The organism is Stenotrophomonas sp. 22692 (assembly GCF_052045015.1).
GTDB classification, from domain to species: domain Bacteria; phylum Pseudomonadota; class Gammaproteobacteria; order Xanthomonadales; family Xanthomonadaceae; genus Stenotrophomonas; species Stenotrophomonas geniculata.
Genome location: NZ_JBQEMR010000008.1, coordinates 61,482 through 74,299 on the forward strand (window position 1 = coordinate 61,482; position 12,818 = coordinate 74,299).

The following is a 12,818-nucleotide window of genomic DNA, read 5'->3' on the forward strand; positions in this document are numbered from 1 at the left end:
TCAGCGCACCTTCAACGTGGCCAGGCCGATCAGCACGAGCACGACGGAGATGATCCAGAAGCGCACGATCACGCGCGGCTCCGGCCAGCCCTTCAGTTCGAAGTGGTGATGGATCGGCGCCATGCGGAACACGCGCTTGCCGGTCAGCTTGAACGAGGCGACCTGGATCATCACCGACAGCGTTTCGATGACGAACACGCCGCCCATGATCACCAGCACCAGTTCCTGGCGGGTGATCACCGCGATCGTGCCCAGCACCGCACCCAGCGCCAGTGCACCGATGTCGCCCATGAACACCATGGCCGGATAGGTGTTGAACCACAGGAAGCCGAGGCCCGCACCGGCGATGGCCGCGCAGATGATGACCAGCTCGCCGGCGCCCGGGATCTGCGGGATCTGCAGGTAGTTGGCGAACACCACGTTGCCCGAGGCATAGGCGAACACACCCAGCGCGCAGGCCACCAGCACGGTCGGCATGATCGCCAGGCCGTCCAGGCCGTCGGTCAGGTTCACCGCGTTGGAGAAACCGACGATCCAGAAGTAGGCGATGGCCACGAAGCCGATGCCGGCCAGCGGCAGCGCGATCGACTTGAACATCGGGATGTAGAAGGTCAGCGCCGCCGGCACGTCGGCCGTGTAGAACAGGAACAGGCCCGCGGCCAGGCCGAAGATCGACTGCAGCAGGTACTTCCAGCGCGACTTCAGGCCGTTCGGGTCGCGGCGGACGATCTTGATCCAGTCGTCATACCAGCCGATGGCGCCGAAGCACAGCATCACCGCCAGCACCAGCCACACGTAGCGGTTGCGCAGGTCAGCCCACATCAGCACCGACAGTGTGATGGTGAGCAGGATCAGCGAACCGCCCATGGTCGGTGTGCCGGCCTTGGAGAAATGGGTCTGCGGACCGTCCTTGCGGATCGGCTGGCCGCCCTTGAACTGGGCAAGCTTGCGGATCATCGCCGGGCCGAGCCACAGCGACAGGAACAGGGCCGTCAGCGCGGCAAGGATGGCGCGGAACGTCTGGTAGTTGAACAGCCCGAACAGGCTCTCCAACTGCTGCAACCATCGAGCCAGTTCATACAACATGCGGGGATTCCTCTCCTTGCGCCAGCAGCGCTTTGACAATCGTGTCCATGGCGCTGCCACGGGAACCCTTGACCAGGCAGCGCACGCCGGCGTGCAGCTCGTCCTTCAGCGCCTGCGACAGCGCGTCATGGGTGGCGAAATGACGGCCGCCTTCGCCGAAGGCGGTGGCGGCAGCAGCGCTGAGCGGGCCCAGCGCATACAGGCGCTTGAGCCCAGCAGCGCGCGCGCGGAGCCCCGCCTGCGCGTGCAGCGCTTCAGCGTCCGGGCCCAGCTCGCGCATGTCACCCAGCACCAGCCAGCCCTCTTCCGGGGCAGCGGCCAGGGCATCGATGGCCGCAGCCAGCGAACCGGGGTTGGCGTTGTAGCTGTCGTCCACCAGCACCGCGCCGTTGCGCAGCTGATGGGCAATCTGGCGTCCCGGTACCGGCTGCGCCTCGGCCAGCCCGGCCGCAATCAGCGCCAGATCGACACCGGCCGCCAGCGCCAGACTGGCGGCGGCCAGCGCATTGCTGACGTTGTGGCGACCCGGCAGGCCCAGCACCACGCGCGCTTCGCCGGCCGGCGAAACCAGGGTGAACTGGCTGCCCTGCGCACCGGCGCGGATGTCGCGCGCCGTCACGTCGGCGGTATGTTCCAGGCCATAGCGCAGCACGCGGCAGCGCGGCGGAGTGCCGACGAAATGCTGTTCGAACCAGCGGCCGTAGGCATCGTCGGCGTTGATCACCGCCACACCATCGGCCGGCAATGCGGCATAGATCGCGCCCTTGGTCACTGCCACGCCGAGCAGGCTGCCCATGCGTTCCAGATGGGCCGGGGCGATGTTGTTGACCAGCGCATAGCGCGGGCGGGCGATGTCGGTCAGGTAGGCGATATCGCCAGGCTTGCCAGCGCCCATCTCGTAGACGGCGTAGTCGGCATCTTCCGGCGCGTCGATCACCGCCAGCGGCAGGCCGATCTCGTTGTTGCGGTTACCCGGGTTGGCGTAGACCACCTTGTGCGCGTGCTGGGCCACCTGCTGCAGGATCGACAGCAGCAGGCTCTTCACGCTGGTCTTGCCATTGCTGCCGGTGATCGCGAACACCTCGGTGCCGCGGTCACGCTGCATGCCGGTGGCGATCTTCGCCAGCGCCAGTTCACTGTCGGCCACCAGCACCTGCGGCAGCTCGATCGGCAGCAGGCGCTCGACCAGCAGCGCACTGGCACCGCGCGCCTGTGCGTCGGCGGCGAAATCATGGCCGTCGAAACGCTCACCGCGCAGCGCCACATACAGGCTGCCCGGGCCCAGGTTGCGGGTGTCATTGCTGACTGCATCGATGGCCACGTCGTCGCCGTGGATCTCGCCACCGGCCCAGTGTGCGATCAGCGAAAGCAGGGTGCGCTTCATGCGGCGCCCTCCCCGGCCTGTGCCTGCAGAACACCGGCCTTGGCCGCCAGTGCAGCCGCAGCCACTTCGGTGTCGTCGAAGTCATGGCGCACGCCATTTACTTCCTGGTACGGCTCATGGCCCTTGCCGGCAATCAGGATGATGTCGCCGGCACCGGCGCGCTTCACCGCCAGGCCGATCGCACGCGCGCGGTTGCGCTGCACGGTCACGGCATCGGCGTGCTGGAAGCCGGCCAGGATGTCGGCCACGATCACGTCGCCATCCTCGCCACGCGGGTTGTCATCGGTGACGATGACCTGGTTGGCCAGGCGCTCGGCGATCGCGGCCATCTGAGGACGCTTGCCGGTATCGCGCTCGCCACCGCAGCCAAAAACGCAGAACAGCGCGCCGTGCAGGTGGCCGTGCAGGCTGTCCAATGCCTGTTCCAGCGCGTCCGGGGTATGTGCGTAATCGACCACCACGGTCGGCAGGCCGTCTTCGCCGCCGAGGCGGTTCATGCGGCCGCGGATCGGCTGCAGCGCCGACAGCACTTCAGCGATGCGTGGCAGCGGCTGGCCCTGTGCATGCAGGGTACCGGCCACGGCCAGCAGGTTGTCCACGTTGAACCGGCCCAGCAGCGGCGACTGCACCGCGGCACGTTGGCCGTCGATGACCAGTTCGAACGCAATGCCTCGGCCATCCAGCTGCAGCGCTTCAGCGCGCACGCTGGCATCGCTGGCACCACGCGAGCTCAGTCCGATCGGCTGCACGCCCGCCGGCAGGCCGGCAAACAGCTGGCGGCCGAAGGCGTCGTCAAGATTGATCACCGCAGCCTTCAGGCCCGGACGATGGAACAGCCGCGCCTTGGCCGCGCCGTAGCTGGCCATGTCGCCGTGGTAATCCAGATGATCGCGGGTGAGGTTGGTGAACACCGCCACGTCGTAATGCACGGCATCGACGCGGCCCTGGTCCAGCGCGTGCGAGCTGACTTCCATCGCTACCGCGCGCGCACCGGCGTCGCGCAGCTGCGCCAGCAGCGCGTGCATCTGCAGCACCAGCGGCGTAGTGAAACCGGTCGGTTCAACCGCACCATAAAGTCCGGCGCCCAGCGTGCCGATACTGCCACTGGGCGTGCCGAGCAGGTGCCAGGCCTGGGCCAGCAGCTGCACGGTGGAGGTCTTGCCGTTGGTGCCGGTCACGCCCACCATCGCCATCGCCCGCGACGGTGCGCCATGGAACTGGTCGGCCATCGCCCCCATGCGCGCACGCAGGCCCGGCACCGCGATCGCATCGGCCGGGGCCGGCAACTCGGCAGGGGCCGGCGGTTCGAACAGGATGGCGCCAGCGCCCGCCGCGCGGGCCTGCTCGACAAAGCCCAGGCCATGCGCGCCGAAACCGGCGATGGCGACGAAGGCATTGCCGGGGCGCACGGCGCGGCTGTCCAGCACCAGGCCGGTCAGAACGGGATCATGGCCCGCCAGGGCCACGTCCGGAAGCAACTGCGAAAGCAACATCGAAGGACTCATTGCGTGCCTCCCGTAGCGGGCGGCGTCTGGGCTTGCGCGCTGGGCAGCGCAGCGTCGAATTCAGCGGCGGCATCCACCGGCAGCGCAGCCTCTGCGGGCGGCGCAGGCAGGATCGAGGCCGAGTGGCCGACCTTGCCGGACTGCTGTGCGGCCAGCCACGACTGCAGGTCGTCCAGCGGCACGTCCATCAGGCGCAGAGTGCCTTCCATCACGTTGTGGTAGACCGGCGCCGACACCAGGCCACCGTAGAACTTGCCGGCCTGCGGGTCGTTGATGACGATGACGGTGGCGAAGCGCGGGTTGGTGGCCGGCACCACGCCGGCGAACAGCGCGTTGTAGTGGCCGCGCTCGTAGCCGCCCGGACCGGCCTTTCGCGCGGTACCGGTCTTGCCGGCCACGCGGTAACCCAGCACCGCCGCCTGCTTGGCGCCGCCCTGGGTGACCACCGTTTCCATCATCGCCACCACCTGCTTGGCGACATTCTCGTCGATGATCTGCTGACCTTCATTGCGCTGGCCCTTGACGAAGGTCGGCGCGATCAGACGACCGCCGTTCGCCAGTGCCGAATAAGCCGTAGCGATCTGCAGCGGGGTGACGTTCAGGCCGTAGCCGTAGGACATCGTGGTCTTGGTGGTGCCCGACCAGCGCGCCGGGCGCAGCACCACGCCACCGGATTCACCGGGGAAACCGCTATGCGGCACCGAGCCATAGCCGAAGCGGCGCACGCCGTCGTAGAACACCTGGTCCGGCATCTTCGCCGCAACCTTGGCCGCGCCCACGTTCGAACTGCGGGTGATCACGCCGGTCACGTTCAGCACGCCGTTGTTGCGCGGCACGTCGCGGATGGTGAAGCGACCCAGGGTCATGTAACCCGGGTTGGTATCGATGATGGTGTCCTTGGTCACCGCACCGGCCTGCAGCGCGGTGGCGATGGTCAGCGGCTTCATCGTCGAACCCGGCTCGACCAGATCGGTCACCGCACGGTTGCGGCGCGCATCGGGCAGCGCGCCGGTCAGCGAATTCGGGTTGTAGGTCGGCAGGTTGACCATGGCCAGGATCTCGCCGGTGGTCACGTCCATGATCACCATCGAACCGCCGGCCGCCTTGTTGGCCACCAGCGCGTTGCGCAGTTCCTTGAACGCCAGGTACTGGATGCGGCGATCGATGCTGAGGGTCAGGTCCTTGCCCGGTTCAGCAGCGCGCAGCAGATCGCTCTCGACGGTTTCGCCCTTGCGGTTGCGGATGACCCGCTTCGCACCGGCCTTGCCGCGCAGCCATTCGTCGAACGCCAGCTCCAGGCCTTCCTGGCCGCGGTCGTCAATGTTGGTGAAGCCCAGCACGTGCGCCATCGCTTCGCCCTGCGGGTAGAAGCGGCGGAACTCGCGCTGCGCGGCCACGCCCGGAATCTTCAGCGCGACCACCTTTTCTGCCTCGTCCGGATTGATCCGGCGACGCAGGTACATGAATTCCTTGTCCGACTTCTGCGACAGGCGGCTGCTCAGCTCATCCACCGACATGCCGACCGCCTGGGCCAGCTCCGGAATGCGCTCGGGCGAGCGCAGCAGGTCCTGCGGGTTGACCCAGATCGAGGCGACCGGCGTGGATACCGCCAGCGGCTCGCCATTGCGGTCGGTGATCATGCCGCGCGAGGTCTTGATCGGCAGTTCGCGCAGGTAGCGGGCCTCGCCCTGGCGCTGGTAGAAATCGCTGTTGACGATCTGCACGTAGGCGGCACGACCGACCAGCGACACCGAGCACAGGCCGAGCGCCAGCGCGACCCAGCGCAGGCGCTGGCGCAGGTTGAAGGCGTTGCGCGGGCGGTTGCGGCCGGTCTTGCTCATGGCCGCACCACCACGATGTCGGCGGCCTCGGGGAACTTCATGCCGAGCTTCTCGCGGGCGATGCGATCGACACGGTTGGCTTCGGCCAGGGTCGCCTGCTCCAGCTGCAGGCGGCCGAATTCCAGATTGATGTCATCGCGCTTGCGCTCGGCGCGCGACAACTCGATGAACGTCTGCCGGTGACGGTGACGCACGAACACGACGCCGATCGCCGAGGCCACGGTGGAAGCCAGCAGGATGATCAGCAGCAGCCGGCTCATGCATCGGCCTCCCGCTTCTGGGCCACGCGCAGCACGGCGCTGCGGGCGCGCGGGTTGGCGGCCAGCTCTTCGTCGGTGGCCTTGATGGCACCGCCGATCAGGTCCAGCGTCGGCACGAACGCGACCGCCTCGGGCAGGCGGCGGTTGGCCGGCGGCGCCTTGGCCAGGCGGTTCATGTACTGCTTGACGATGCGGTCTTCCAGCGAATGGAAGCTGATCACCGCCAGGCGGCCACCGGGCTTGAGCCGTTCCACCGCCGCATCGAGCCCGGCTTCCAGATCGGCCAGCTCGCGGTTGATGTGGATGCGGATGGCCTGGAAGCTGCGCGTGGCCGGGTGGATCTTGTCCTTGCCACGCGGCATCACCGAGGCAATCAGCTCGGCCAGTTCGGCGGTGCGGGTGAACGGCTGCTTCTCGCGGCGGGCCACGATGGCACGGGCGATGCGGCGGCTCTGCCGCTCTTCGCCGTAGGTCCACAGCACGTCGGCAATCTCGCGGTCTTCGACGCGGTTGATCCACTGCGCGGCGCTTTCGCCGCTGTCCGGATCCATGCGCATGTCCAGCGGGCCGTCCTTGCCGAAGCTGAAGCCACGTTCGGCCACGTCCAGCTGCGGCGACGACACGCCCAGGTCGAACAGCACGCCGTCCAGGCCTTCGGCCGTCGCATCCCACTGCAGCAGCTGGGCGAAGCTGCCACGGAAGATCGACACGCGCGGGTCCGGCGCGAAATCGCGCTCGGCAACGGCAATGGCTTCCGGATCCTTGTCCATGACCAGCAGGCGCCCCTCGGGACCAAGCTGGGTGAGCACGCCACGTGCATGACCGCCACGACCGAACGTGCCATCCAGATAACGTCCGTTTTCGATCACCCTCAGGCCTTCGATGACCTGGGTGTACAGGACCGGCAGGTGCACCGCCGGCGACTGCGACACCGGAAGGTGACCGGCCTGCGCTTCTGGGCGCATCCGGGCACCCCGGCTCACAACTTCAGGTCGAGCAACCCATCACCCAGATCCTCGTCAGACAACGTCTGCTGGATCAGGGCCCGATGCGCCTGCTCGCTCCACAATTCGAACTTGTCGCCCATACCGAGCAATACCGCCTTCTTCTCAATGCCCACCGCACCGCGGTGGCTGGCGGGGATGCTGATGCGACCGTTGCCGTCGAGCTCCAGATGGGCGGCCGAGCCGACCAGCTTCTGCTGCAACAGGCGCACGACGCGCTGGGTGTTGGGCTTGGACATGACGTCGTCGCGGACCCGCTCCCATTCCGACTCTGCATACAGCCACAGGCAGCCGGCTTCGAACGGGTTGTAGGTCAGCACGAGACGGTTGTTGCTGGCGCGCGCGACGAGGTCGCGGTAAGCGGTGGGAACCGCCATGCGCCCTTTATCGTCAACTGTGATGGCCGTCTCGCCCTGGAACACGACGCGTGCACCTATCCTTCGCCCGGTGAAACATTGAACCACGAAAACCCACAAAACACCCGGATTTCCCTCTGATGCCCACCTTAGCAGCGGCCGAAGGGTTGTCAACAACTTTTCAGCGGGGAAATCGCCAGCCGCATCAATGGCTTGCAACAACCTTTAGAGAATTGTTCAAGGCTTATCCACAAGTTGCTGATCCGTCTCAATTTTTGAGATTGAACGGAAGTTCAGGGGTGTGGACAGAGCGTGAAACATCGCTCGCGCATTCATCCGGGACGGGCAGGAAGCGGCACCAGACTGCGCAAACCGTGCACAATGAGGCCATGTGCCTGCTCGCTCTTGGCTGGATGCACCACCCGCGCTGGCGGCTGGTGATGACCGGCAACCGTGATGAGTTCCACGCCCGACCGACAGCGGCGCTGGCCCCCTGGCAAGATGAGACCTCCGTCATCGGGGGGCGCGACCTGCGCTCCGGCGGCGGCTGGGCCGGCGTCGGTGCGGGTGGACGCATGGCCGTGGTCACCAATGTCCGCGACCCGCTGGCCGCCCAGACCGGTCCTTCACGGGGTGCGCTGGTGGCCGACTTCCTGCGCGGCCGCGACCCCGCCGCCGTGCATATCGACCGACTGGCAACGGTGGCCGGCGCCTACGCCCCATTCAACCTGCTGCTGGCCGACGGCCACAGCCTGGAGTTCCTGGGCAACCACCCTGCCGAGCGCCAGCGCCTGGGCCCGGGCGTGCATGGCATGTCCAACGGCGCGCTGGACGCGCCCTGGCCGAAGACCCGGCGGCTGATGGCTGCGCTTGAAGCCTGGTTCGAGGCCGGCGATGAGGACCTGACCCCGCTCTGGGCCGCCCTGGCGGACGAACATCGCCCCGCCGACAGCGACCTGCCCGACACCGGCATCGGATTGGAACGCGAGCGCTGGCTGAGCCCGGCCTTCATCCGCGGCGACGACTATGGCACCCGCGCCAGCACGGTGCTGCTGATCGATGCCGAAGGGCACGGGCAGATCCACGAGCGTCGCTTCGGCCCGCAGGGTGTCGCCCTCGGCCAGAGCCAGGTCGATTTCTGACCCTGTACCTGTTTTCTGTGTCTATAAATGTCTGCACGCACGCCACACGATGACCCGGCGCGGTTCTGCCGCGCGCCTCACCGATCCACAGGGAGTCATCGATGCGCCGTGTTCTCGTACTTGTCGTCACCCACCTGCTCGCCCTCGGCCTCGGCTTCGGCCTTGGCATCTACCTGCTGCCGATCCTGATCGCTCCCGACGACCCGCCGGTCGCGCAGGTACAGGCGGCGATGGGCGACGCCCGTTACCACACCACCTTCCGTCGCGACCTCAAGGGCAGCGACGCCGTGCACTGGGCCGACGGCAAGGTCAGCGTCAGCCCGCGCCAGGTCGCGTTCGACGGCAAGATGGGCCCGGGGCCGGACTACAAGGTCTACCTCGTGCGCGACTTCGTCGACAACAAGGCCGATTTCCTGAAGATCAAGGCACAGGCCCAGCGCATCGGCGAGGTGAAGACCTTCAACCGTTTCCTGGTGGACGTGCCTGAAAGCGTCAACGTGGACGATTACACCACCGTAGTGGTGTGGTGCGAACGGTTCGAGCAGTTCATTTCCGCCGGGCAGTACCGCACGCCGGGTTGAACAACATCCCAAGCATCTGGGCGGAGAGCAGCCGAGCATGGCTCGGCTCTACTGTAGAGCCGAGCCATGCTCGGCCTACCGTAAGAAAGAGGCGGAGCCGGCCGATAAGCCGGGTTCTGTCGTGGACAGTCATTCCTCTAGGCGTTACGTCACCGCAACGCTCAAGCAACCTACCCGGATCCAACGCGGGCCGCGCCAAAGGATCCCTATTTGGTCTTGCTCCAGGTGGGGTTTGCCGTGCCGGTCTGTTACCAGACTCGCGGTGCGCTCTTACCGCACCATTTCACCCTTACCGGCCTTCCGAAGAAGACGTAGGCGGTATCTTTCTGTTGCACTTTCCGTCGGCTTGCGCCGCCCAGGCGTTACCTGGCACCTTGCCCTATGGAGCCCGGACTTTCCTCGGCACCCCCGAAGGGATGACGCGACTGTCTGGCCGGCTCCGCCAGCGCACATTCTAGCCTACGCACGTCCTTCCTGCCGTGCTGATCGCGGCATCCGGTTCATCCATCCACGCATGGCGTGGATCTATTGCCACCTCCGCTCTGATGGGTGCGGACCTTGGTCCGCACGATCCATCAACTCCCGTACAACGCCTTGCGCGGCGCGCCGGTCAGCTCGGCCGCCAGCTTCGCCGCGGTCGACGGCGGCAGGTGTTCGCTCAGCGTGGCGTACACGCGACGGCCATGCGCCAGCTGCGCTTCCTCATCGTCGCCGGCGCCCTGCACCATCACCACGAACTCGCCCTTGCGCTGGTTCTCGTCGGCTTCCACCTTGGCCAGCAGCCCCGCCAGATCGCCATCGAGCACGGTCTCGAACAGCTTGGTCAGCTCGCGCGCCAGCACCGCCGGGCGCTCGCCGCCGAAGATCGCCGCCATGTCCGCCAGCGATTCGCCGATGCGGTGCGAGGATTCGTAGAACACCATCGTGCGCACTTCACCCGCCAATGCCTGCAGCCGGTCGCGGCGGCCACTGGCCTTGGCCGGCAGGAAACCCTCGAAACTGAAACGGTCGCTGGGCAGGCCGGCCACGCTCAGCGCGGCGATGGCGGCGCAGGCCCCCGGGATCGGGCTGACCTTGATGCCGGCCGCACGCGCGGCACGCACCAGGCGGAAACCGGGGTCACTGACCAGCGGGGTGCCGGCATCGCTGACCAGCGCCAGCGACTCACCGGCCTGCAGGCGCGACACCAAGCGCTGCGCCAGGGCCTCTTCATTGTGTTCATGCAGGGCCACCAGCGGCTGCTGGATGCCGAAATGGGACAGCAACTGGCCGCTGCGGCGGGTGTCCTCGGCACAGATGGCCGCCACCGAACGCAGCACCTCCTGCGCGCGCGGGCTCAGATCGGCCAGGTTGCCGATCGGGGTGGCGACGACGTACAGGGTTGGGACACTCATTTCAGCGGTACTCACGGGGCAAGGGTAGAATCGTAGCGTGTACCCGGCCAAGGCCGCTGCCCTCATCGCATGGACCCGATCATGAACAAGCCCGCCGCACGGATCTCCGCCCTGTCGCTGTCGCTGATGCTGCTGGCCGGCTGTGCCACCACCAGCCTGACCAGCGCGCCCGAATCGCCGGCCCAGAGCCAGGCGTTGGCGCTGATCGAACACGGCAAACCGCGCGACGCCGCCCTGCAGCTGGAAGCGCTGGCCGCAACCCTGAAAGGTGGCGCCCGCAGCAACGCCCTGGCCGATGCCGCCTGGGCCTGGCACCTGGCCGGCGACAGTGCCCGCGCGCGCAGCCTGCTCGGCCAGCTCACCGCCCGCCAGCTGTCCGGCGCCAGCCTGCAGCGCTACCAGCTGACCGGCGCCGAGCTGGCACTGGCCGACAAGCAGCCGGCGCAGGCCCTGGCCCTGCTGAAGGAACAGGGCGACAACGTCTTCCCCGCGCTGCGCACGCGCTGGCACGTAGCCCGCGCCAACGCGCTGCAGGGCACCGGCGATGCCTTCGGTGCCGCCACCGAGCGCGCCCGCGCCCACGCCAGCCTGACCGGCAGCGCACGCAGCGAGAACCAGGCCGCCATCGCCGGTCTGCTCGGTACGCTTGACGACGCCACCCTGCGCAGCCGTGCCGCCGCGCTGCCGGCCAACGACCCGCTGTACAACTTCGCCGGCCGTGCGCTGATCGCGCGTGGCCTGCCGCTGCCGCGCCCGTTCGACCGCGATGGCGCCGCCCAGTTCGATACCAGCAAGCGCCCGCCGGCCATGAGCGACGGCTACCGTCCGCCGGCCAAGCTGGCCGTGCTGCTGCCGCTCAGCGGCCGCCTGGCCACCGCCGCGCAGCCGGTGCGTGATGGCCTGCTGGCCGCGTACTACGGCGAGACCCGCCGCCGCCCGGACATCAACTTCATCGACACCGCCGGTACCCCGGCTGGTGCGCTGGCCGCCTATGACAAGGCCGTCGCCTCCGGCGCCGACTTCGTGGTCGGCCCGCTGGGCCGTGACGAAGTGGATGCGGTCTATGGCCGCCAGCAGCTGCAGGTGCCGGTGCTGGCCCTGAACCGTGGCAAGGACGCGCCGCCGGCCGGCAGCGCCGGCTTCTCGCTGGCACCGGAAGACGACGGCATCGTCGCTGCCGAATACCTGCGTGGCCGCGAGCGCGGCAAGGCGTTGGTGATCAACAGCGCCGACGATACCGGCCGCCGTGCCGCCGCCGCCTTCGCCCAGCGCTTCGCTCAGCGTGGTGGCCAGGTGGTGGCCACCGTCGGCGTCAGCGACGCGGTTGGCGATGTCGGCGCGCAGGTGCGCAATGCCGGCCAGGTCGATGCCGTGTTCCTCGCCGTGCGCGCGCCGCAGGCCCGCCTGCTGGCGCCGCAGCTGGCGCTGGCCGGTGCCGGTGGCGCCACCCGCGTGGGCACCTCGCAGCTGACCGTCGGCAGCGGCAAGGTGGAAGAAGACGTGGCGCTGGACGGCATCGTCTACCCGAACGAAGCCTGGAACGTGCGCAGCGTGTCCGGCCTGCCCTCAGCCAGCCAGGTCGCCAGCACCCTGCCCAGCGCACGCGGTGCCGCCGGCCGCCTGTTCGCCTTCGGCGCCGATGCCTGGAAGATCACCGCCTACCTGGACAAGCTGTCCAACGAAGGCGGCCTGGACGGCGCCACCGGCACCCTGTTCCTGGACAGCAACGGCAACATCCTGCGCCAGCCGGCCTGGTCCACCTTCAATGGCGGCCGGCCGATGCCGATCGTCGGTGGTCGCTGAGCGCAGCCAACGGGGCTCGGCGGTGGAAGCCGCCGCCGAGCAGCATCTGCAACAGGCCGGACTGCAGCCGCGTGCGCGCAACGTGCGTTATCGCGGCGGTGAACTGGACCTGGTGATGGACGACGCCGGCACCGTGGTGTTCGTGGAAGTGCGTTACCGCGCGCGATCCGATTTCGGTGGCGGTGCGGCCTCAGTGGATGTGCGCAAGTGTCGACGCCTGGCGCATGCCGCGTTGTTGTACCTGCAGGACCATCCCGCGCTTGCCGATGCGCCCTGCCGTTTCGATGTGGTGGAAGCCACGGGTGAACCACCGCAGTTGAACTGGCTGCGCGATGCGTTCCGGCTGGATGATTGCTGATGTGTACCGTCCGCTCTGGTAGAGGCCGACCTTGGTCGGCGCTTCTGTGCCAACCAAGGTTGGCACCTACCAGCGCGCAGCCTGGCCGGCACGACCATGGTGCG

Annotated in this window: 12 protein-coding genes and 1 other RNA gene; 4 read left to right on the top strand and 9 right to left on the bottom strand. The window is 67.9% G+C overall.

The window, feature by feature from the left end:
• The 7 genes from mraY to mraZ are packed head-to-tail and all read right to left on the bottom strand — an operon-like array spanning position 1 to position 7,502.
• A complete protein-coding gene (gene mraY / locus ACTJJM_RS09195) occupies positions 1-1,086 on the bottom strand; it encodes a phospho-N-acetylmuramoyl-pentapeptide-transferase (RefSeq protein ID WP_010481929.1) in 1,086 nt (361 codons plus the stop codon).
• Entirely contained in the window at positions 1,076-2,470 is a 1,395-nt protein-coding gene (locus ACTJJM_RS09200) for a UDP-N-acetylmuramoyl-tripeptide--D-alanyl-D-alanine ligase (protein ID WP_440865418.1), read from the bottom strand. Before ACTJJM_RS09200 ends, mraY begins: the two co-directional genes overlap by 11 nt.
• The gene (locus ACTJJM_RS09205; RefSeq protein ID WP_099560067.1) at positions 2,467-3,975 is read right to left on the bottom strand and encodes a UDP-N-acetylmuramoyl-L-alanyl-D-glutamate--2,6-diaminopimelate ligase; all 1,509 of its coding nucleotides are present in this window, start codon (positions 3,973-3,975) and stop codon (positions 2,467-2,469) included. Before ACTJJM_RS09205 ends, ACTJJM_RS09200 begins: the two co-directional genes overlap by 4 nt.
• Positions 3,972-5,816 carry a peptidoglycan D,D-transpeptidase FtsI family protein gene (locus ACTJJM_RS09210; protein ID WP_043397940.1) on the bottom strand — a complete coding sequence of 615 codons (1,845 nt, stop codon included), beginning with the start codon at positions 5,814-5,816 and terminating at the stop codon, positions 3,972-3,974. Before ACTJJM_RS09210 ends, ACTJJM_RS09205 begins: the two co-directional genes overlap by 4 nt.
• Positions 5,813-6,076 carry a cell division protein FtsL gene (ftsL, locus tag ACTJJM_RS09215; RefSeq protein ID WP_005412242.1) on the bottom strand — a complete coding sequence of 88 codons (264 nt, stop codon included), beginning with the start codon at positions 6,074-6,076 and terminating at the stop codon, positions 5,813-5,815. Before ftsL ends, ACTJJM_RS09210 begins: the two co-directional genes overlap by 4 nt.
• Positions 6,073-7,041, bottom strand: a complete 969-nt coding sequence (gene rsmH, locus ACTJJM_RS09220) for a 16S rRNA (cytosine(1402)-N(4))-methyltransferase RsmH (RefSeq protein WP_010481940.1) — start codon at positions 7,039-7,041, stop codon at positions 6,073-6,075. Before rsmH ends, ftsL begins: the two co-directional genes overlap by 4 nt.
• Positions 7,042-7,055: 14 nt before the next feature.
• The gene (mraZ, locus tag ACTJJM_RS09225; RefSeq protein WP_004143635.1) at positions 7,056-7,502 is read right to left on the bottom strand and encodes a division/cell wall cluster transcriptional repressor MraZ; all 447 of its coding nucleotides are present in this window, start codon (positions 7,500-7,502) and stop codon (positions 7,056-7,058) included.
• Between the two features lie 323 nt (positions 7,503-7,825).
• On the opposite strand from mraZ, the gene ACTJJM_RS09230 reads away from it, so the two are divergent.
• Both ACTJJM_RS09230 and ACTJJM_RS09235 read left to right on the top strand, forming a co-directional pair.
• Positions 7,826-8,578 (top strand): NRDE family protein, encoded by a 753-nt coding sequence (locus ACTJJM_RS09230; protein WP_043397934.1) that lies wholly within the window; start codon positions 7,826-7,828, stop codon positions 8,576-8,578.
• A gap of 101 nt (positions 8,579-8,679) precedes the next feature.
• Complete coding sequence (locus ACTJJM_RS09235; RefSeq protein ID WP_010481944.1) at positions 8,680-9,159, top strand: DM13 domain-containing protein; 480 nt, start codon at positions 8,680-8,682, stop codon at positions 9,157-9,159.
• A gap of 89 nt (positions 9,160-9,248) precedes the next feature.
• Here the strand turns inward: ACTJJM_RS09235 and rnpB are convergent.
• Both rnpB and rsmI read right to left on the bottom strand, forming a co-directional pair.
• Positions 9,249-9,600: RNase P RNA component class A (gene rnpB, locus ACTJJM_RS09240), an RNA gene on the bottom strand.
• A gap of 134 nt (positions 9,601-9,734) precedes the next feature.
• Positions 9,735-10,553, bottom strand: coding sequence for a 16S rRNA (cytidine(1402)-2'-O)-methyltransferase (gene rsmI, locus ACTJJM_RS09245; RefSeq protein ID WP_010481946.1), 819 nt, complete (start codon positions 10,551-10,553; stop codon positions 9,735-9,737).
• Between the two features lie 81 nt (positions 10,554-10,634).
• Between rsmI and ACTJJM_RS09250 the strand changes: the two genes are divergently transcribed.
• A complete protein-coding gene (locus tag ACTJJM_RS09250) occupies positions 10,635-12,356 on the top strand; it encodes a penicillin-binding protein activator (protein ID WP_440865419.1) in 1,722 nt (573 codons plus the stop codon).
• Positions 12,346-12,714, top strand: coding sequence for a YraN family protein (locus tag ACTJJM_RS09255; protein WP_029379788.1), 369 nt, complete (start codon positions 12,346-12,348; stop codon positions 12,712-12,714). The genes ACTJJM_RS09250 and ACTJJM_RS09255 overlap by 11 nt, the downstream gene beginning before the upstream one ends.
• The last annotated feature ends 104 nt before the right edge of the window (positions 12,715-12,818 follow it).